The sequence below is a fragment of the Celeribacter indicus genome, assembly GCF_000819565.1.
In the GTDB taxonomy this organism is placed as follows: domain Bacteria; phylum Pseudomonadota; class Alphaproteobacteria; order Rhodobacterales; family Rhodobacteraceae; genus Celeribacter; species Celeribacter indicus.
Genome location: NZ_CP004393.1, coordinates 3176794 through 3197258, shown reverse-complemented (window position 1 = coordinate 3197258; position 20465 = coordinate 3176794). Strand labels below are relative to the sequence as shown.

Genomic DNA, 20465 nt, shown 5'->3' with positions numbered 1-20465 from the left:
ACGCAGCTTCAGGCTGGGTTTGCAGATCGGGCAGGGCCTAGACCTTGATGCAGGCGACCTGGTGGCCCCCTTCGACCTCGCGCAGGGGCGGAACCGCGAGTTGGCATTCCCTGCTGGCAAGCGGACATCGCGAATGGAACGGACAACCTTTCGGTACCGTGATCGGCGAGGGCAGCTCGCCCTTCAGCGGGATGTGATCCCGCGACCGTTCCAGCACGGGATCGGGCGTAGGCGCGGCATCGAGCAATGCGCGGGTGTAGGGATGCAGAGGATTGGCATAGAGAAGGTCGCGCGGCGCCTTCTCGACGATGCGGCCGAAATACATGATCGCGACCTCGTCAGAGATATGGCGGACCACCGCGAGGTCATGGGCGATGAACAGGCAGCTTAGCCCCAGTTCGTCCTGGAGATCCTCCAGAAGCGTGATGATCTGGCCCTGCACGGAAATATCCAGCGCGGAGACGGGTTCGTCGCAGATCAGCAGCTTCGGGTTCAGGGTCAGCGCGCGGGCGATCCCGACGCGCTGTCTCTGCCCGCCCGAAAGCTGATGCGCATGGCGCGTGGCGACTTCCGGCCTGAGGCCAACCCGTTCGAGCAGTTGGGCTACGCGATCCCTGGCTTGGGATCGCCTGACGATCCCGTGGACCAGAAGCGGCTCGGCGATGATCGCGCCGACCGTCATTCGCGGGTTCAGCGAGGAGAACGGATCTTGGAAGATCACCTGCATGTCCCGCCGCGCCTTCCTGAGCGCGGAGGGTTTCGAGACGTCCATCTCCTCGCCGAACAGGCGCAGCGAGCCGGAGGTCGGGGTTTCGAGGCCGAGGAGCATGCGGCCGACGGTCGATTTCCCGCAACCTGATACCCCGATCAGGCCGAGCGTGCGCTGCCGCTCGATCCTGAAAGACACGCCGTCGACCGCCCGGACGATTCCGCCGGCAGGCAGGTCGAAATGCTTGGCGATATCCCTGACCTCCAGGACCTCCTCCGCGCCCGGCACCTTGTCGGCCGGGGAACGCGGCGAGGCGGGCGCGGATTGCAGTCCATCGAGCGGCTCATCGCGCCTGTGACAGGCGGAAAGCGCTTGGGTGCGGGATGGTTCCAGCAGCGGCTCGCGTTCCCCGCACACCGCCATGCGCACCGGACAGCGCGGGGCAAAGCGGCAGCCCGACGGCATCGCACCGGGGGCAGGGGGCATGCCGCCGATGGACAGCATACGTTCCTGGCGAGGCTGGTCGAGACGGGGGACCGCCTTCAGGAGCAGCGCCGTATAGGGGTGGCTCGGCCGGGAAAACACCTCGGAGGCCGGACCGCTCTCGACGATCTTCCCGGCATACATGACGCTGACGTAGTCGGCATATCGTGCCACCACACCCATATTATGCGTGATGACGACCATCGCGATGTTGTGCCGGACGGCAAGATCCGCCAGCAGGCTCAGGATCTGCGCCTGGATCGTCACGTCCAGCGCCGTCGTCGGTTCATCCGCGATGATCAGCTTGGGATTGCAGGCGAGTGCGATGGCGATCATCACCCGCTGGCGCATGCCACCCGACAACTGGTGGGGATATTGCGACAGTCGACGTTCGGCATCCGGAATCCCGACCTCGTTCATCAGCTCGAGCGCGCGTTCGCGGGCTTCGCCGCGCGACATCCGGAGATGTTCGGTCAGCGTCTCGGTGATCTGTGTTTCGATGCTGAGAACCGGGTTCAGCGAGGTCATCGGCTCTTGGAACACCATGCCGATGTGGCGGCCGCGCAGTCTGCGCATCTCCTCTTCGCCCAGTTTCAGAAGATCCTGTCCGGCAAAGCGGATCTCGCCCTTCGAGATGCGCCCGCTCGACCGGAGGAGCTTCATCACCGCCAGCGCCGTGACCGATTTTCCGCAGCCGGATTCCCCGACGAGAGCGGTGATCTTGCCCTGCTCCGCCGACCATGAAACCCCGTCGACGACGGTCACCTTCCCTTCGGGTGTCGAGACATCTATCCGGAGTCCGTCGATCGTGAGGAGATCCTCGGACCTGTCCGCACAGGGTTCATATTCCACGGCCTTTCGGGCCAGTTGGTTCCACATCTTTTCTCCTCCCTTTCCTCGTGCTGCGGTTGTCCTCTTTCGGGACGAAGCAATTCGAGGTTTCTTTTCAGTCAAGATTACGCAACGATCTCGCGGCCTGTAGAGCACCATTTCGACAACTCAGCGTTCCAGCGGTGCGACATGGGCGGTCACATCGTTTCATTGTCTTTCCCTGTGCGGCACGGGACCTCCGGCCCACCTTCCCTGGTGACGCCGGGGGGCTGGGATGACGCAGGTTTCAGGCGGTCGCCGTACGCCGCCTTCTTTCGGTGTTCCTTGCCGCCGGTATGCCGGAGGTCATGCGCAGATCGGGAACAGCTCACCGGTTGAGACGGCCAGCCGGGCGTTGGTCCCGTCACCTTTCGAGGTTGACGTTGAGGATCGCGTTCCAGTCGCTCCAGTCCGGTTCGGTAACGGATTTGCAGGATCGCGCGATCGCCACATTGTTGACAAGACAGTCGAGATGACCATGGGGGCGGACAGCCTCGGAAACGGCATCGGAACATTGGTCCGGGTCGGTCAGATCCGCCAGGACAATCGAACCCGTGCCCTTTTCCGCCTCGATCAGATCCAGCGTTTCGCGCGCGGCCCCGCCCCCGTCACCAGAACCCCCTGTTTCCCAGCCGCAATGTCATGATGAACATGCCTTGCAGGTTTCGATATCGGAGGGAGGGGGGGCGCGGGTTCCGGCATGGGAACCGCGGATGTCCTCAGGGGCGGCGAAGGCCGCCGTAGGTCTGCCAGGACGGGGCCAGCAGCCAGCCGCAATCGACCGGCACGTTCACGCCCGTGATGCCCGAGGACAGCGGTGAGGCGAGAAATACCACCGCATTGGCGACCTCTTCCGGTTCGACCAAGCGTCCGAGCACGGCGTTTTCCCTGAGCGGGGCGGGATCGCGCTCGCCTTTTTCGATCCGCGCGCGGGTCGCTGGCGTATTGGTATATCCCGGCGAAACGGCATTGACCCGGACGCCGGCGGGTCCCCATTCACCGGCCAGACATTCGGTCATCGAGGCCACGGCGGCCTTGGCCGGCGCGTAGGCGTGCAGCGGCACCGAACGCAGCGCGGCGGTGGAGGCGAAATTGACGATACTGCCATGGCCGCGCGCAAGCATCGCCTCGCCGAAGACCAGACAGGAAACGTAGGTGCCGCGCTGGTCGACACGGACGATGTCGTCGAACTCCTTCATGCTCAGCTCGTTGGGGCGAAGCGGGCCCTGCATGATGGCGGCGCAATTGGTAAGCGCCACGACCGGCCCGATTTCGTCTTCGATCCGCGCGGCCGCCTGCCGCATCTCGTCCTCGTCGCTGATGTCGGCGACCACTGGACCGGCGACCTTGCCCCTGAGCTCCGCGGGCAATTCGCTGGAGCGGTCCAGAACGACCACCTGCGCGCCGGCCTCCAGGAATTTCCGACAACAGACGGCGCCGATACCGCTTGCCCCGCCGGTCACGACGACCACCCCGTTTATCTGCATTTGTCTTTCCTCTTTCTGTAGGACGCGCTGACCCGGAGCAACGGCCGGGTCAGACCGAGATTTCTTCGACCCGGCCGAAGCCGGCCCGGACCGGGAAGCAATCAGTCCTCGCCTGCGATCCAGAGGTTCTCCAGGGATTGCTCGACCTCGAGCGGCGGAGCGCTCTCGAATCCGCCAACATCTGAGGACAGCGCGATGATCCGTTCCGTCCAGAAGAGCGGGATATAATAGGCCTCCTGCAGAACCCGCCGTTCGAAATCATGCACGATCTCCTCGCGTTCCGCCGGATCCAGCGTGCGCTTCTGCGCCTCGAACAGTTCCTCGAGTTGTGCATCCTCGTAAAGTCCGTAGTTGTTCGGGGAGTCGGGAAGGTATTTCACGAACAGCACCGAAGGATCATCGGTATTGGCCAGGTTGAAGTCGATGGCGGCCTGAAAATTGCCCTGGCGCTGGAAGGTGGTCGGATTGTCGGAATAGGTGACCTTCGCGCTCACGCCGATCCGCTGCCATTGCTCGGCGATGAACACCGCCCCGGCGGTATGCGAGTTCTGCTTGCGCGACAGGATGTCGATGGTCAGGTTGGTCTGCCCGGCCTCTTGCAGCAGCCGGCGCGCTTCCTCGCGGGCGGCTTCGACATCTTCGCCGAATCCCGGCATCTCGGCCAGTTCCTCCGGCGTCAGCGCCATGGAATAGCCCGGCCGCAGCAGACCGCCTACAAGGCCGGTGGTCGAGGTCTGCCCGAGCACGCTCGCCCCGGCGCGCTGGTCGACCGCGAGCGCCAGCGCCCGCCGCACGCGCGGATCGTCCAGCGGCGGCTGCGAGGAGTTGAACACCAACAGGTTCATACCGACCGAGGGGGTCTTCTGGAATTGTACCTCGTCGCCGCGCGCCGACTCGATCTGCCGGGCGTTGGGGGGCGAGAGTGGCCGGAAGTAGCCCTGGATCTGGCCGGCGGAGAAGGCGTTCACGATCGCGCTGGTGTCCATGCGCTTGATCTCGAAACCGTCGAGATGCGGTTTGCCCTCGCGATGGAACGCCTCGAAACGCGACCCTCTCCAGTGCGAGCCCGGAACGAATTCCTCGAAGACGAAGGGGCCGGAGCCCATGACCATCCGTGCTGGATAATCCGGGTTCTCTGCCAGCAGCTTGGCCGAATAGATACAGTTCCACGGGCTTGCGAGCGAGTCCAGTATGCCCGGATTCACCTCCGACAGCTGGAACACGACGGTCGTGTCGTCCGGCGTCTCGACCGAAGCGATGTCCAGAAGCTCGGACTGCCGCGGCGACACCACGCCTTCGGGCGGATCAATGATCCGCTCGTAACTGGCCTTGATATCGGCGGAAGTCAGCGGCGTGCCGTCATGGAACTGCACGTTGTCGTGGATCTTGAAGGTGTAGGTCAGGGAATCTTCCGATACCTCCCAGGACTCGGCGAGATCGCCGGTGATCTCCGGATAATTGCCCGGCACATAGCGCAACAGCGTCGAGTAATGCGGCGACAGGTGCTGTGTGCTGTAGAAATCGGTTGCGCTGTGGCAGTCGAAGGTCGGCGGATCGCTTTCCGCGGCAAAGGTAAAGACGCCGCCCTGATGCGCGTCCTGCGCGACCAGGGGGGTGAAAGCCATTGCCCCGACAACGAGCGCCGTCGTAAATGCCAGGTAGTGTCTCATCCTGATGTTTCTCCTCCATTGGCGTGCCTGTTCCCGAAAAGCCGACGGGGAAGCGCGATGGCCACCGCGCGTCGCTCTCCGGACCTCCGTCAGGTCCTGGTGGAAGGAACGTGCCGGTATGGCCGGTCTCCCCCACAGCTCCGGGACCCCTGCTCCTCAACAGGGATCACCGTCGTCCATCGTTACCTTAGGGGACGGTTTGAAGCCTCGTATGTTCCAAATCTGGAACATACAGTTACGCAATCTCCGAATGCTGCGATGGGTGCAGGCTTTGTAAGAATGCCGGGAGGCGGAGGTCATTCCGTCACAATTCCCGCCCCGCAAACCGGCGTTGCCGCAAAGGTCTGCCGGGTTGGGTCACGACATGAGGAGGAGAAAGAATGAGGTTCAAGGACAGGGTTCTTTTCGCGACCGGCGCGGCGTCGGGTCTCGCAGCCGCGACGGTCGCGAAATTCGCCGAGGAGGGTGGCCATGTCGCTGTCGTCGATCTCGATCTCGACCGGGCCGGCAGCATCGCCGCTGATCTTCCCTCGGCCATTCCGGTCCAGTGCGACGTCGCCGACGAAGACTCGGTGAAGCGGGCGGTGGCCGCGGTCGACAAGCATTTCGGTCGAGTAGACTGCGTGGTCAACTGCGCCGGGCATGTCATCGCAAAGTCGATCGAGGACACCACGGTCGCTGAATGGAACAAGATGATGACTGTGCATACGACGGGTCCGTTCCTGATCATCCGCGAACTGCTTCCGCTGCTGAAGCAGAGCGGGGCGGCGAGCATCGTCAACATCTCCTCTATCGCGGCGGTGACGGGCACGACGAACCGGAGTGCCTACACCGCCGCCAAGGGCGCCGTCCTGGCCATGAGCAGGCAGATGGCGATCGAGTTGGCGCCCTTCGGCATTCGCGTCAACACGGTCCTGCCCGGCTCGATCGACACGCCGATGAGTCAGCAGATGGCGAGCGACAATGCGACCGGCCGCGGAACGGGCTACGGCGCGCTGCTTGCCAGCGTTCCGCTGGGGCGCATGGGTGTGCCGCAGGATGTCGCCGCCGCGATCCTGTTCCTGCTTTCCGACGATGCGAGCTATTTCACCGGCACGTCGCTGACGCCGGACGGCGGGCGGACGGCCATGGCCTCGGTCGACCAGGCGGCCTCCCGCGTGTGCGCCGCGGAATAGCAATGGCACTGGTGCCCGCCCGGCGGGATCAGCGGGGCGGACGTGCCGCCGTTCCCCGGCCATCGGATATTTTCACAAGGAGACACAATGTCGGAACCAGTATTCAGTTTGGCGGGCAAGGTTGCGGTCGTGACCGGCGGCGCCTCGGGAATGGGCGAGGCGATTACCCGCCGTTTCCTGAACTCCGGCGCCAAGGTTCTGGTCATGGACCTGGGCGACCAGCAGGCCGCGGTGAACGCCGCGGGGGCGGAATATTTCGAGGCCGATGTGAGCGATCCCGCAGCAATCGAGGTCGCGCTTGACCATGCCGTATCGCTGTTTGGAAAACTCGATATCATGGTCAACAATGCCGGGATCGGGATCTATCGCCCGCTGGAGGAGATCGAGCCGCAGAAGGCCGAGAACATCTTTCGCATCAACGCCCTCGGCGTGATCTACGGCATGTCGGCGGCGTCGAAGCGGATGACGAGCGGCGGCTCCATCATCAATATCGGCTCGACCAGCGCCATCACCGGGATCTCGGGCCTGACCGAATATTCCGCGACGAAGGGGGCAGTCGGCACCGCGACGCGCACCGCGGCGATCGAACTCGGACTGCGCAACATCCGGGTGAATGCGATCAATCCGGGCAGCATCAAGACCCCGATGGCCGACAAGGAACGCTCGAAGCTGAGCCGCTCGGTCGGGGCGATCACCGCCATGGGGAGACAGGGCAGCCCGGACGAGATCGCGGCTGCCGCACATTTCTTTGCCAGCGACGACGCAAGCTATGTGACGGGTCAGGTCATCACGGTGGACGGAGGCTGGACAGTGGGCACGATGCCGCAGGTCCTCGACATCTGTTCCAAAACGCCCCTTTGAGGCCGCCACGCTCATCTCCGGGAAGGTGCCTGCGACAGAGCACGTATCCGATGAACAGAAGGTGGTGCCGGAGCGCGCCACGCGACCCAATCCACACGCGCCGGCATTGGCCCGGCGGACAGGGCTGGCGTTCCCATGTGTGTGCACCGGTTCGACTGGGCGCTTGTTTCAGACCATTGCACCGGCGATGACGGGACGTTTCCGTCCGCTGCGACCGGAAGGATTTCGAGGCTTTGCCTGCGGAGCCGCCGTCCGCAAGCAACGGCGCGGTGATTGTCGCCACGTCAACCGGATCCTCATCGGACGGGTGCTCGACGGGCGCAGCGCGAGGACAGGGCCGGGCGACAGGGGGGCGGCCCTCCCAGGCTCCGGTGCCGCACCCGGACGCGCGCCTTCGTCCCGCCGCGGTCCGGCGTCGGTCCGAGCCTGCCCGCTCCGGATGTCAGCCCGCGGGCTCGTGGATCGGGCAGCCGTTGACCCTTTCGCGGAAGGAGGCGCTGTGGCGGTAGGTGTCGCGGCGGGTGCGGTTGACGTTGCCGAGGGGGCGGTGGGCCGCGAGGCCGGTCCAGGGGCTGAAACGCATGCCCTCGTTCACCGCGGAAACCCTGTCGCCGTCCCAGCTGTCCTGCGCCGGAACGTGGACCAGAGCCACCCGCTGGTAGGGCGAGACATCCTCGGGCCATTCGACGGAGGCATCCTCGACCGGCTGCCGCTCGGGATCGCGCAGCAGCTGGACGCAGAATTCCCATTCGGCATCGCGGGTGCGGAATTCGGCCCGGACGTCTTGCCGGATCGCGTTGTCGCGGCCGTCCACCTCGATCGTTTCGCCGGCGAGCGCCCTCATCCATTCCGCGGCGGGCCGCAGGCTGAACTTGGCGACATGATCGCCGTAGCGGAAGGGCGTGGCGGAATAGTAGGTTTCTCCGAGCGGTTCGACATTGGGCAGGCCGCCCAGCGTCGCCAGCGTGGCGGAGGGCGCCATCCCGAGCGATTGCCGGGCGGCGTTGAGGCCATGCGCCATCGTCGCGGCGACCTTCTTCAGCCCCTCGACCCGGTCGGTGGTCTTCGCGAGCAGCTTCAGGGTCTTGCCGAAGCTTTCGGCATCGGGTGCGGCAAAGGCGGGACTGTTGACCATGACGAAATCCTGCGTATCGCCCTCGGCGCCGGGCAACCGCGCGCCCGCCACACCGCAGACCTTCATCGCGAGCCCGCGCGGCAGGGCGATGGAGTCGTCGAGGACATCGCCCGCATTCGTCGACAGCCGCAGGTATATCCTGTGCTCTCCCGGCGCCGCGAAGAGGCCCTGCGCCAGTTCGGGCGGCAGCCCGGACCCGACGGTCAGCGTGCCCTCGACGATGCCGTGCGACTTCGCGTGCACCGAGCGCATGGCATGGCCACAATCCCTGGCGGTGGTCTCCATGATCTCGTCCAGCGCGCCGTTGATCTCCTCGACGGTGGCGGCTTCATCCTCCTTCGGCGTTTCGAGCGCGGGATCGTAGGCGATGGGCTCGGGATGGGTCATGTGGCGTGCCTTTCCTGGTAAACGGCGGCGGTGCTGCGCCGCCCGACGGGGAGGCGGACGTGTCGGGAGGGAGCGGCAGCCCGCACCTGCCGGTGGCGTGGATGCCGATCCCGCCCGGCCCCCCGACGCCGGCGCCCGGCATGAGGCCCTGGTCCGGTCGGCTCGGCGCGTGGCTGCATCGGCGTTCGCTCCTCTGGCTCCTGCCTTCGGAAACACGCGGGCCCGCGGAATGTTCCGGCCGTGCCGGGGTCTCGCAGGTCGCGCAGTCGGGACGGGGGAGGCGGCCCAGAGGTCAGAGCCCGTCCGGCAGCTTGGCGCGCATCGCCACGCTGCGGTCGAAATGTGCGCCATCGGCGGTGAAGGTCCCGTCGCCGACGGCATGGAGCAGCCTCCTGTCCCTCGGCCCGGTGTCGATATAGGCCGCCACTCCCCGGAGCAGGACGAGGTCCAGCCGCGCGACGATCTCCTCGACACGGCATTCGATATTGGCAAGGCATTCTGCGATCAGCGGCGCCCCGACGTGGCGCGCGGGCAGGGGGGTGAGGCCGAACCGCGCGAACTTGTCCGTGTCGGCGCCCGAGCACGTCCCGATGCCCACGGCCGTGTCGATCATGTCGGCGGTCGGGATGGCGAGCACGCATTCGCCGCTGTCGGCCAGCGCGCGCCAGGAATGGTTCCACGATCCGGTGGTGAGCGCGAAGGAGGCATCGAAGCCGCGCACCATCGTCCAGGTGATGGTCATGATGTTGGGCCTCGTCCCGTCATGGGTCGTCACCAGCACCACCGGGCCGGGCTCGATCAGGGTGAAGGCGCGGGAGAGCGGCAAAGGGTCCATCGGTATCCTCCTTCGGCCGGTGCGGCCTGGCTGCGGCGTCTCGGGGGTGTTCGCCCGGATCGGGGTCGGGATGCGGGCACCGGGCGCCCGCCGCCGCCCCGGAGGGAGGAACACCCCGTCAGAATGCCTGCCGGACCGTCTCCAGTCGAGCCCGGATCGCCGCCCGCGCCCCGGCGGACCGGCGCGCTGCCGCGCAGGTCTCCGTGCCCGTGGCAGTGCCGCCGAAAGGGGGCCGGACGCCGGAGCCGCGCACCGAATGCGCGCGCCGCTCGTGGTCGTGGCGAACGGCCACCCTCCCGGCCTCCGCCGCCGGATCCTGTCAGCCCGCCGCCTGTTCGTCCGGACGCCCGTCTTCGAGCACGCAGCTTTCCAGGCGCCTGCCCTCGAAGACCTCGACCAAGCCGACATCGCTCAGGCGCGGGCCGGGGTTGCAGACGAGGGAGGAACCGAAAAGCGCCTTGAACACCAGATAGGGCGGATGCCAGTCCACCAGCCCGTCGAGCGTCTCGCGCAGCTCTGCAAATCCGGTTGCGACCTCGGCCAGACCGGCCTCGCTCATCAGGCCCGCCAGAGGCAGCGCGACGCAGGACAGCAGCTCTCCCCCCGCCGCCACGGCCACACCGCCTCCGGCGTCGCGCACGGCATTCGCGGCGATGGCCATGTCCTCGGGGCTGCGGCCGAACACGGTCAGGTTATGGCTGTCATGGGACACGCTCGTGGCAAATGCGCCCCGCCACTCTCCCCAGTTTTCCAGAAAGGCAATCCGCACCGGCGTGTTCGCCCCGTGGCGGTTGACCACCGCCATGCGGATCATGTCGTCGGGGAGACGCAGAGCGCCGGTCCCGACGGCAAGCTCCCGTTCCCCCCAGTCCGGGAAACGTGGCTTCGACAGGGTCGCGACCCGCGCCCGCGGTCCCCTGGCCGTCACTTCGAAATCTCCGGGGGTCAGCGGCGCGAGGCGCATCGTCTTGCGCAGGGGGGCGGGAACCGCGGCACGCGGCGCAGGCTCGGTCAGGCGACCGTCACGGGCCACGACCGCGCCATTCGCAATCACGCATCCGGCGGCGACGGTGTCGACATCCGCCAGCAGCACGAGATCGGCGCGCCGCCCCGGTGCGACCAGCCCGAGGTCCGGCCGCCCGGTCCGGCTGGCCGCGTTCAGCGTGGCCGCCCGATAGGCCCAGAGCGGCGGCAGGCCGCAGTCGATCAGAAGGCGGATCACCGCGTCGAGCCCGCCCCTGTGCAGCAGGTCGTCGGGAAAGACGTCATCGGTGCACAGCGTCAGGGTCTGCGGCATCTCGCCCAGCTCCAGAAGCGCGCGGGCGAAATCCGGCAAGAGATGCGCATGCGAGCCGCGCAACTCGATGGTGAATCCGGCCTCGAGCTTGGCGATCAGGTCTTCGGCACTGGTCAGCTCGTGATCCGTCTCGATCCCGGCCGCGGCGAAGGCCATCAGATCGCCGCCGGTCAGGCCGCGCCCGTGGCCGCAGACCCGCTTGCCGCTTGCGAGCCCGGCGTTGACGATCCCGGTGACACGCGGCTCCCCGTCGAGCAGGGGCTGCATCGTCATGAGTTCGGCTGCGCCGTTCATGTCGTCGCGGGCGAGCCATCGGGCAACCGTGTCCGCGGTGAAATCCCCGCCGCTGCATTCATAGCCGGGGGCCGAGGGAACGCAGGTGGGCATCAGGGGCAACAGGCGCAGGGGCAGGCCCTTTGCGGCGGCAAGGGCAAAGTCGAGCCCGGCCTCTCCGGCCACATTGGCCAATTCGTGCGGGTCCCAGAAGGCGCTCGTCACCCCGCGCGGCACGACGGCGGTGGCGTATTCCGCCGGCGTGACCATGGAGCTTTCCACATGCATATGCGTGTCGATGAACCCCGGCACGAGCGTCGCCCCCTGCGCGTCGAGGACCGTCCTGCCCTCATATGCCGGTTCGGGCGCGTGGACGCTGGCGATCATCGGGCCGACGATGCCGATCTCCGCATCGCGGCGCCGCCCGGTGACCATGTCGAGCACGACGGCGTTTCGGATCAGCAGATCGAACGGGGCCTGTCCGCGGGCCGCCTTCACCGCGCGCGCGCGCAGGGCCGGATCGTTCATGTCTCGGGGGAATGCCATGTCAGTCTTCCTTCTTCAGCGCGTCGAGGCAGTAACGCGCGATCGTCTCTTCCGTGCCCGTCGCCAGGCGGACCGGGGGCAGGGGGGTGAGGGGATGTGCGGGCGCGCTGAACCGGGTTTCGCCATATGCCTCTCCCGTATCGGTCGCGACCTCCAGGTGCCGGGGTTCGAACGTCACCGCCTCGGGCCGGGCAAGGACAAAGGCGGCCACCGGATCGTAAATCGCCATTCCGGGGCGGCCGCGCGACAGGCCGATGTCGAGATATCCGCCGAGCAGGTCGGCGGTCAGGGGATCGCAGTCCGGCATGTCCTGCGGGCCAAAGGACACCCCGCGGCAGAACATCAGGTCGACGATGTCAAAGGGAATCCCGGCCTGCGCAACCCGTGCCAGCGCCTCCGGGTCGGCAAGCGCGTTGAATTCGGCCCGCGCGGAATGGTTGCCCGGTCCGGTGCTGCCGCCCATCCAGACCAGCCGGGAGATGCGGGAGGCGGCCTCCGGCTCCTGCTCGATCAGGCGGGCCAGGTTGGTGAGCGGGCCGAGCGCGAGCACGTCGCGCGGCCCGTCCGCCGTGCGCAGCCATGCGGCGAGGGCCGGGACGGCATCGTCGGGCGGGCGCGGGCCGGTCGCCTCGGGAAGCCAGCGTCCCCGGCTTTGCATCCCCCGCGGTCCCAGAATGCGCCGGGCGGTCTCCACGGGGCGGTGCAGCGGGCGATCCGCGCCGACATGCAGCGGGATGTCGAGGTCATAGGCTCGGGCGGCGCCGAGCGCATTGGCGATCACCTGCTCGAGCGTGGCATTGCCGCTGACGAGCGAGACCCCGTCGATCGCCACCCCGGCCCGGCGCAACAGCAGGATGGCCCAGAGATCATCGAAGCCGTAATCGGTATCAATCCAGACGCTCATGCCGACAGGGGCCTCGCGCTGTCCTGCGGCAAGTCGAAGGCGAGCCGCTCTCCGATCGGAACCTCGGGCAGGGAAATCGCGGCATTGGCCTTGATCTGGCCGATCTGGCTGTCGATCACATATTCCCGGTGCGCACCGGCAAAGCTGCTGGCGATGACCTGGCCCTGATGCGGCCCGTGCCCGACGGTGACGCCGTCCGGGCGCCAGGCGAGCAGGGCGCTGTCGGGGCGATAGCCGAGGGCCAGCTCGCCATGCGTGCCGGTGAGCCTGTCGCCGTCGACGGAAAAGATGTTCTCGAACCCCATGAAATCGGCGGCAAAGGCGGTCTCGGGATGCGCGTAGAGGTCGCTCGGCGTGCCCAGTTGCTCGATCTTTCCCTGTTTCATCAGCACGATACGGTCGGCAAGGGCGAGCGCTTCGGCCTGATCGTGGGTGACGAAGACCATGGTGACGCCGGTCTCTTTCTGAACCCGCTGCAATTCCGTCCGCATCTCGAGCCGCAGACGCGCGTCGAGGTTCGAGAGGGGCTCGTCGAGCAAGAGCACTTTCGGGCGCATGACGAGGGAGCGGGCGAGGGCGAGGCGCTGTTGCTGGCCTCCCGACATTTCGGCGGGCTTGCGCGTCTCGAACCCGGTCAGGCCGACGGTGGCGAGGCCTTCTTCCGTCCGGCTGCGGATCTCGGTTTCCGGCAGCTTTTGCAGGCGCAGCCCGAAGGCGACGTTCTCGAAGGCGCTCAGATGCGGGAAGAGGGCGTAGGATTGAAAGACCAGCCCGATGCCGCGCTTGTTGGCCGGCACCTTGGTGACGTCGCGCCCGTCGATGTGGATGCGCCCGGAGGTCGGCGCGAGCAGCCCCGCGATGGCGCGCATGGTCGTGGTCTTGCCGCAGCCGGACGGGCCGAGCAGGGCGATCAGCTCGCCCTTGCGGATCGACAGGTCGAGCGCCGGCACGGCGACGCTTTTGCCATAGGACAGGGTGAGATCGGAGAGCTGGACAAAGGCATCAGACATAGCGAGAGAATCCCAGAAGGCGTTCGGCCACGAAGACGATGGCGAGAGACATGAAGGCCAGAAGCGCGGAGAGTGCGGCGACCGAAGGATCGAAGGTGATCTCCATATAGGCCAGCATGTCGATGGGCAGGGTGCGGACCCCCGGACCGGACAGGAACAGGGAGACGGGCACCTGGTTGAAGGAGGTCACGAAGCCGAGGATGAAGGCGGCGAGGACGCCGCCGCGGATGTTCGGCAGGACGACCTTGATAAAAGCCTGAAACCGGGTGCAGCCGAGCAGAACCGCCGCTTCCTCCATATCGGCGCGCAGATTGTGCATCGAGGAGGAGACGACCCGCACCGCATAGGGCAGGACCAGCGCGGTATGCGCCAGAAAGAGCGCGAGGGTGATGGTCATGTTGAGAGGCACGACGAAGTAGCGCAACAGCGCGAGGCCGACGATGATCCCCGGCACGATGATCGGGGCGGCCACGACGGTGCGCACGGTCTCGGCCCCCGGAATATCGTAGCGATTGAGCGCATAGGCCGCCGGAACGCCCAGAAGCAGCGCCATGAGCGTGCCGAAGATCGCCAGTTCCATCGAGAGCAGGAAGCTCGCGCGGAAGCTTTCGATGGTGAAGACCTTGGCATACCATTTGAGCGACAGCCCCTCGGGCGGGAAGGCGAGGTTCTGCCCGGCGGAGGCGCCCGCAAGGATGATGATCACGAAGGGCCCGATCAGGAAGACCAGCGTCAGGCCGAGAATGCTCCAGTTTGCAACATGTTTCATGGGATCACCTCCGCACCGTCGCAATGCGTTTCAACAGAAGGTTCGCGGAAAAGGACATCAGGATCAGGATCATCGCGATCACGCCCGCAGAGACGAAATCGTTGGAAACATTGACCTTCTGATAGAGCAGCGTTTCCAGCATCAGCACCTTGGAGCCGCCCAGGATCGCCGGGGTGATATAGGCGGTGAGCGCCCCGGTGAAGACCAGCGTGCCGCCGATCACCAGCCCCTCCCTTGTCAGCGGCAGGATGATCTTCAGGAAGACCGAGGGCCAGCTTGCCCCCAGAACGCGCGCCGCGGGGATGACGTCGCGCGGGATATTCTCCATCGCGGAAACGAGGCTGATGATCATCAGGGGCAGGAACAATTGCAGCAGGCCGAGGAAAACGGCGGTTTCGGTGAACAGCAGGCGGATGGGCCGATCCGACAGGCCCAGCCCGGTGATCGCCATGTTGACGATCCCGGTGCGCCCGAGGATCACGATCCAGGCATAGGTCCGCGCCACCGGGGAAATCATCAGCGGAAGAACCACCAGACCGAACACCCGCCCCTTGGAGCCGGGGCTGAGATTGACGATGCAGAAGGCGGCGGCATAGCCGATGACGGCGGCGGTCGCCGCGACCAGAACCCCGAGCTTGAGCGACCGCAGGAAGACCGTGCGGTTGAGCGGGCTGGCGAAGAAGTCGATATAGCCCTGCAAGGTCCAGCTCCCGTCCGTGCGAAAGGCCTCGGACAAAAGGATGCCCACGGGCACCAGGAACAACAGCATGGCGAAGATGGCGGCTGGCAGGGCCAGTGCAAGCCCCTCGCGCGTGTTACGAAACATGGTCAGATACCGCTTGTCAGAAAGGCCCGCTCAGGCGAGGGGCGTGGGGGGCTTGCCGTGAGCGCCGGGCCGCGGACAGCCGCCCGGCGCAGGGGATCGCGCGGTCAGCGGATCACTTCGTTGTTCCACTGTTCGACCCAGCCTTCGCGCTTGTCGAGAATTTCCGCGGCCGGAAGGATGTTCAGCGTGTTGATGACGTCGGCGCCATAGGTCAGGTTGTCGGCGACCTCGTCGCTCACGGTGACCTCCTTGTTCGCCGGGCTGTCCACCAGCATGTCGGCGATCTTGCCCTGGACCTCGGTGGACAGCCAGTAGTCCATGAACTGATAGGCCAGCTCCTCGTTGCCGCTGCCCTCGGTCATCACCAGCACGTTCATGCCGCCGGCCTGGCCTTCTTCCGGCTCGGCCCAGGCAAAGGGCAGGCTCGAGTTCCTGAAGCTCGACCAGGCAAAGCGGCCGACCGGCGCGGCGATCACCTCCTGCTGGTTCATCAGTTGCACGAGCTCGGAGGAGCGGGCGTAGAACGTGACGATATCGTCCGCCTTTTCCGCGATTTGGGAGATCACGGGGGCGAAATCGCTCTCCTCTCCCATGGTCTTGCCCAGCATCATGAGCGTCAGCGGCCCCTGGGTCGAGGTGAGGTTCGGAAGTGACACCTCGCCGGCAAGCTCCTCGCCCAGCAGGTCGCCCCAGCTCTCGACCGACACGAGATCGGAGCGGTAGACGATCGAGGTGGCGTAATAGGTATAGCCCACGGCCATGTGATCCCCGATCGGGTCTTTCGCCGTGTCGTAGAGCTTGTCGAAATTGCTCAGCTTCGAGGTGTCGATCGGCGCGACGAGGCCCTTGCGGGTGAGGCTCAGCGCGTCCTGCGTCGAAATCGCGGCCAGGTCGATCACCGGGTTGGCGGCATTCGCCTCGATCTTGGCCATGCGCTCGACGCTGTTGCCGGTTTCGACCACGAGCTCGCAGCCGCAGATCTCCTCGAACGGATCGTAGAGCGCTTCCTTGTATTCGTCCTGGGCAAAGGAATAGACGGATATCGTGAGGGTCTTGTCCTGTGCCAGGGCCGGGCCGGCCATCGCGCAGCCGAGCGCGAGAAGGGAAAGGCTGGATTTCATCGTTTTTCTCCGTGTTGGTTGGGTCGGGTCTCGGGGCGGGGGCGGGGTCTGGGGGACATCAGGAGGCGTCCCGGCAAACATCGGGAGGCGCGGCGCTCGAGGCCCTGACGACAAGGCGCATGGGGATCGCGTGGCCTCCCGGAAGATCGTCCTCCCCGGCGATCATGCGCGTGATCGCGCCAAGCGCATATTCCGCGATGGCCTCGACATTCTGGGCCGTGGTCGTCAGCGCCGGGTGCATCACGGTCGCGAAGGGCAGGTCGTCGAATCCCGTCAGGCTGACGTCTTCGGGCACGCGATAGCCTGCGCGGCTGAGATGGGAATGGGCGCCGAGCGCCAGCAGGTCCGAGGTGGCCAGAACGGCGGTCGCGCCGCGCCTCACATGATCGGGGAGCGCGGCCATCCCGGCCTCGCCCCAGAGGATCTCATGCGACACGCCGTCGCCCAGCCCCCCGGCCATGCCCCGAACGCGGTCGCGCTGCACCTCGGAAATCGCATCCCCGCCGAGCAGGACCACCTGCCGGTGTCCGAGCCCCGCGATATGCGCGCCCAGCAGGCGCCCGCCGCCGCCGTGATCCGCGGATACGGTCGAACGGGGATCGGACCGGGTGTTGATCACGACGCCCGGCACGCGCGGGATGACGGGCGAGGTGCCTTTCTGGGGCACGATGATGATGCCGTCCACACCGCGCCCGACGAGATGCGAGATCGCCGCGCCCTGCCGGGCGGCATCGCCGCGGGAATCCCCGATGAGGATGCCGAGCCCGTGGGATTCGGCGGCAACCGACACATGGCGGGCAAAGGACGGAAACAGCGGATTGGTCAGGTCGGGCATCACCAGCCCGAGGATTCCGCTCTGACCGGTCTTGAGCGCCCGCGCGGCGGAACTCGGGCGATAGCCGGCGCTGATGGCATAGGTCCGGATGCGCTCCGCCAGGGCGCTCGACACCCGCCCTTTCCCCGAAAGCGCATTCGACACGGTCGCCGTCGAGACTCCCATTTCACGCGCGATATGCTTGAGACTGATCATTCGCATCCTCTTTGATGAAACGAATAATCACAGCGGATACGCGGTTTGAACGATTAATTAAACGATTAATCATCGCAAAGGCGGACTCGTGGCGGCAAACGCACAAGTTTTGCGCTGCCGGCCCAAAATATGCGTCGTCTGACAAGTCATGGACGCGACCCGGACACCGGATTTCCCGGCGTGCCAGGGGGGCGTGCGGGGGATTAACGGAGTCTTAGGCCGGAGGCGCTATCCTGGGGACATGATTTTGCGGGGACATTTCGTGGAGGGTTTCATGCGACATGACAGCGAGTTTGCGGCCTGGATCAGGTCGGGGGGCACCGGCATCTCGTCGCTTGCCCCGGTTCGGGTGCGGCGTGCGGGGCGTTCGGTGGGCCCCGACCGGCGGCGCCACGGCAGCGCGGAGGAGGCGGGACGCTCCGCTCCGCGCCTCGTCGCCTCCCCCCGCGCCGCCTCAGCCGCCGCACCTGACCCGTTCGGCCAGCAATTCGCACAGGACGAGCTTGGCCACGACCGGGCCGAGCTCGCCGCGCTCGGGCAGCGGGGACAGCGGGGTGGCGATCAGGATCTTCTCGCAGAGCCGGCCGAGATCGGCGATCCGGCGGCCCGACACGGCCACCCGGTAGGCGCCGCGCTCCCCGGCGATCGACAGCATGCGCTCCGTGCGGGCGGTGAGCCCGGTTTCGGAAATGGTCATGTAGACCGAATGCGCGTCGAGCGCGCCGGCGATCTCCTCGGCCACGACCGGGTCCTGGAGGCCGCGCGCCACCAGCCCGATCCGCGAGAACCGGTAGGCGTAGAGCTGGGCGACGATGCCGGAGACGCCCGAGCCGAAGATGTCGATATGCCGCGCGGCGCGCAGCCGGTCGGCGATCTCGCGCAGGTCGGCCTCGGGGATGCCGTCCACCGTCGCGCGCACGGCATCGCTGATCCGCGTGCCGAGATCGGTCTCCCGCGGCTGTGCACCGTTGCGATAGGCGATGTCCGAGGCCAGGGCGATCTTGAAGGCCGGGAAGCCGTCGAAGCCCAGCTTGCGGCAGAAGCGGGCGATGCTGGCCTCGCCGCTGCCCGACAGCACGGCGAGATCGGACATCGAGGCGCGCACCGCCACCTCGGGCTCGCGCAGGATGAAATCGGCGATCCGCGCCAGCGCGTCGGGCAGGTCGTCGCGGCTGGCCTCGATGAGGCGCAGGGCGTCCCGGATCATCCCCGTCTTCTCGGATATGGTCTGCATGGTTCCCCCCTTCGCGGCCGGCCCGGCTGCCGCATGATAGCACCCGATCCGGCGCTGTCATCGCCGCCGGGCGCGGATCACGCCGCCTCGACGCGCAGCAGCGCGGTCAGCTCCTGCGCGGATCCCACGACGCGGGCGGCTCCGGCGTCCCTCAGGCGGGCGGCATGGTCGGGCCCGCTATGGCTGCCGCCGGTGAAGCCGATGGCGCGGGCGCCGGCCGCCACCGCCCCGGCGATGCCCGACACGCTGTCGTCGATCACGAGGCATCGGCGCGGATCCGCGCCGAGCCGGCCGGCGGCGAAGTGGAACAGGTCGGGGGCGGGTTTGCCGTGCGCGACATCGGCGGCGCTGAAGACGCGGGACCCGAAATGGCCGGCAAGCCCGGTCAGGCGCAGGGCGAGGGCCAGCCGCGCATGGCCGCTGTTCGAGGTCACGCAGGACGGCAGATGCAGCCTGGCCAGAAGCTCCGCGATCCCCGGCACCGGCGTCAGCTCTTCGCGGAACCGCCGGAACAGCAGCCGGTCGAACCGCGCCTGGTATGTCGCGGGCAGCGCGATCCCGCAGGCGTCGCGCAGGGCGCGATGCGCCGCCTCCGCGCTCTTGCCGGTGAACAGCGCCGCGGCCTCGGCCGGGCTGAGGGCGATCCCCAGCTCCGCGAGGCAGTCGACCGTGGTCCGGGTGGCCAGCACCTCGCTGTCCACCAGAACCCCGTCGCAATCGAAGCAGATCAGGTCGGTCATCGCCGGTCCTTCGCCGCCCTGCCGCCGCGCGCGGCGCCGCGCCTCTCCCCGCTCACCGGGCGAGGCCCAGGGCGGACAGACGCTCCGCGGAGGGGATCACGCCGGACTTGTCGCGCAGTTCGAGGATCAGCCGCGGCCTGCTCTCCAGCCGGCCGAGCGCGGCAAAGACCGCGTGCCAGTTCACGCTTCCCCGGCCGATCTCCCAGTGGCGGTCGGCATGGCCGTCGGCATCCTGGAGGTGGATGTGCTCGAGCAGGTTGCCGGCCCGGTGGACGTAGTAATCGACGGGCGGCGCCCCGGTCGACCCGTGCGCGTAATGCGCATGGCCGGTGTCGATCGACACGCGCACCGCCGGGCTGTCGAAGCTGCGGGCGAGATCGCAGCGGGCGTCGGGATCCTTGTCCTCGATATTCTCGAGGACCAGGGTCACGTTGCTGTCCTCGGCACGGGCGATCACCGGGTCGAGCGTGGCATGGACCAGGTCCACCACCTCCTGCCGGGCGTCGGGATGATTGTCGAGATTGTTGTGCATCCAGGTGGAGTAGGGGCTGTGGATCACCATCTGCGTCGCGCCGAGCGCCTCGCAGACCGCCAGCCCCTGGTCCATGCGCCGGGTGACGAGGGCGCGCAGCTCCGGGTCGGGATTGGCCAGCGACAGCCCCCAGAACGGCCCGTGGATTCCCAGCCGCCCGGTATGGCCGTCGAGCAGGGTGCGCGCACGGTCGACCAGCGGCATCCAGTCGCCGTTGAGGACGTCGGCGGTGATGAAGTCCTGGAGTTCGAGGTCGCGCTGGCCGGCCTTGATCCAGTCGCCATGGGTTTCGAGAACATCGAGCGGCATGGCCGCGCCGAGAACGGGAAGGGATGTCATTGGTCGCTCCGTAACCTGTGGACTCACCGGCCGGGGCCGACCGGAAACCTGTGGGGAAGGGGCCCTTTCGGCGCCTCCGATGCCTGTCGGCTACGCAGGATCTGTGACAGTATGATTACAAAACTTCATACTTCCGTCGTGATGTGGAGTATTTCTCCAAATTTCGCGGAACGGTAATCAAAGCGTCTCGGAACTGTCACATCCAGCGGGTTTCAACTGGGGCATGTCCGGC

18 protein-coding genes are annotated in these 20465 nt (G+C 66.9%); 2 read left to right on the top strand and 16 right to left on the bottom strand.

The window, feature by feature from the left end; translation table 11 throughout:
• Nucleotides 1-37: 37 nt before the first annotated feature.
• The 4 genes from P73_RS15790 to P73_RS15780 form a co-directional block, all read right to left on the bottom strand.
• Complete coding sequence (locus P73_RS15790) at nucleotides 38-2071, bottom strand: ABC transporter ATP-binding protein (protein WP_052453340.1); 2034 nt, start codon at nucleotides 2069-2071, stop codon at nucleotides 38-40.
• A 355-nt stretch (nucleotides 2072-2426) separates the two neighbouring features.
• Complete coding sequence (locus P73_RS26780) at nucleotides 2427-2603, bottom strand: SDR family oxidoreductase (RefSeq protein WP_420836140.1); 177 nt, start codon at nucleotides 2601-2603, stop codon at nucleotides 2427-2429.
• Nucleotides 2604-2781: 178 nt separating this feature from the next.
• On the bottom strand, nucleotides 2782-3534 hold the full coding sequence (locus P73_RS15785) for an SDR family NAD(P)-dependent oxidoreductase (RefSeq protein WP_202966911.1): 753 nt from the start codon (nucleotides 3532-3534) through the stop codon (nucleotides 2782-2784).
• Between the two features lie 116 nt (nucleotides 3535-3650).
• Nucleotides 3651-5219 carry an ABC transporter substrate-binding protein gene (locus P73_RS15780; protein WP_043870314.1) on the bottom strand — a complete coding sequence of 523 codons (1569 nt, stop codon included), beginning with the start codon at nucleotides 5217-5219 and terminating at the stop codon, nucleotides 3651-3653.
• A gap of 380 nt (nucleotides 5220-5599) precedes the next feature.
• Here P73_RS15780 and P73_RS15775 point away from each other — a divergent pair, with 380 nt between their 5' ends.
• The gene (locus P73_RS15775; protein ID WP_043870313.1) at nucleotides 5600-6394 is read left to right on the top strand and encodes an SDR family NAD(P)-dependent oxidoreductase; all 795 of its coding nucleotides are present in this window, start codon (nucleotides 5600-5602) and stop codon (nucleotides 6392-6394) included.
• Nucleotides 6395-6481: 87 nt separating this feature from the next.
• Nucleotides 6482-7255 (top strand): SDR family NAD(P)-dependent oxidoreductase, encoded by a 774-nt coding sequence (locus P73_RS15770; protein WP_074743047.1) that lies wholly within the window; start codon nucleotides 6482-6484, stop codon nucleotides 7253-7255.
• 442 nt (nucleotides 7256-7697) lie between these two features.
• Here the strand turns inward: P73_RS15770 and P73_RS15765 are convergent, their stop codons facing one another.
• The 12 genes from P73_RS15765 to P73_RS15710 form a co-directional block, all read right to left on the bottom strand.
• A complete protein-coding gene (locus tag P73_RS15765) occupies nucleotides 7698-8777 on the bottom strand; it encodes a catalase family protein (RefSeq protein WP_043870312.1) in 1080 nt (359 codons plus the stop codon).
• Nucleotides 8778-9069: 292 nt separating this feature from the next.
• Nucleotides 9070-9612 carry a flavin reductase family protein gene (locus tag P73_RS15760; protein ID WP_043870311.1) on the bottom strand — a complete coding sequence of 181 codons (543 nt, stop codon included), beginning with the start codon at nucleotides 9610-9612 and terminating at the stop codon, nucleotides 9070-9072.
• Nucleotides 9613-9931: 319 nt separating this feature from the next.
• Entirely contained in the window at nucleotides 9932-11728 is a 1797-nt protein-coding gene (locus tag P73_RS15755) for an adenine deaminase (RefSeq protein WP_043870310.1), read from the bottom strand.
• A 1-nt stretch (nucleotide 11729) separates the two neighbouring features.
• The gene (locus P73_RS15750) at nucleotides 11730-12632 is read right to left on the bottom strand and encodes a nucleoside hydrolase (RefSeq protein WP_052453337.1); all 903 of its coding nucleotides are present in this window, start codon (nucleotides 12630-12632) and stop codon (nucleotides 11730-11732) included.
• Nucleotides 12629-13642, bottom strand: coding sequence for an ABC transporter ATP-binding protein (locus tag P73_RS15745; protein WP_043870309.1), 1014 nt, complete (start codon nucleotides 13640-13642; stop codon nucleotides 12629-12631). Before P73_RS15745 ends, P73_RS15750 begins: the two co-directional genes overlap by 4 nt.
• Entirely contained in the window at nucleotides 13635-14411 is a 777-nt protein-coding gene (locus tag P73_RS15740) for an ABC transporter permease (RefSeq protein WP_043870308.1), read from the bottom strand. The genes P73_RS15745 and P73_RS15740 overlap by 8 nt, the downstream gene beginning before the upstream one ends.
• 4 nt (nucleotides 14412-14415) lie before the next feature.
• Nucleotides 14416-15237, bottom strand: a complete 822-nt coding sequence (locus P73_RS15735) for an ABC transporter permease (protein ID WP_043870307.1) — start codon at nucleotides 15235-15237, stop codon at nucleotides 14416-14418.
• Nucleotides 15238-15341: 104 nt separating this feature from the next.
• Nucleotides 15342-16358 (bottom strand): ABC transporter substrate-binding protein, encoded by a 1017-nt coding sequence (locus tag P73_RS15730; RefSeq protein ID WP_043870306.1) that lies wholly within the window; start codon nucleotides 16356-16358, stop codon nucleotides 15342-15344.
• Between the two features lie 58 nt (nucleotides 16359-16416).
• Nucleotides 16417-17388 (bottom strand): LacI family DNA-binding transcriptional regulator, encoded by a 972-nt coding sequence (locus P73_RS15725; protein WP_052453336.1) that lies wholly within the window; start codon nucleotides 17386-17388, stop codon nucleotides 16417-16419.
• A gap of 454 nt (nucleotides 17389-17842) precedes the next feature.
• Nucleotides 17843-18622 (bottom strand): MurR/RpiR family transcriptional regulator, encoded by a 780-nt coding sequence (locus P73_RS15720; protein WP_043870304.1) that lies wholly within the window; start codon nucleotides 18620-18622, stop codon nucleotides 17843-17845.
• A 77-nt stretch (nucleotides 18623-18699) separates the two neighbouring features.
• The gene (locus P73_RS15715; RefSeq protein ID WP_043870303.1) at nucleotides 18700-19362 is read right to left on the bottom strand and encodes an HAD family hydrolase; all 663 of its coding nucleotides are present in this window, start codon (nucleotides 19360-19362) and stop codon (nucleotides 18700-18702) included.
• Between the two features lie 52 nt (nucleotides 19363-19414).
• Nucleotides 19415-20233: a sugar phosphate isomerase/epimerase family protein gene (locus tag P73_RS15710; protein ID WP_043870302.1), complete on the bottom strand. Its 819-nt coding sequence runs from the start codon at nucleotides 20231-20233 to the stop codon at nucleotides 19415-19417.
• Nucleotides 20234-20465: the final 232 nt, after the last annotated feature.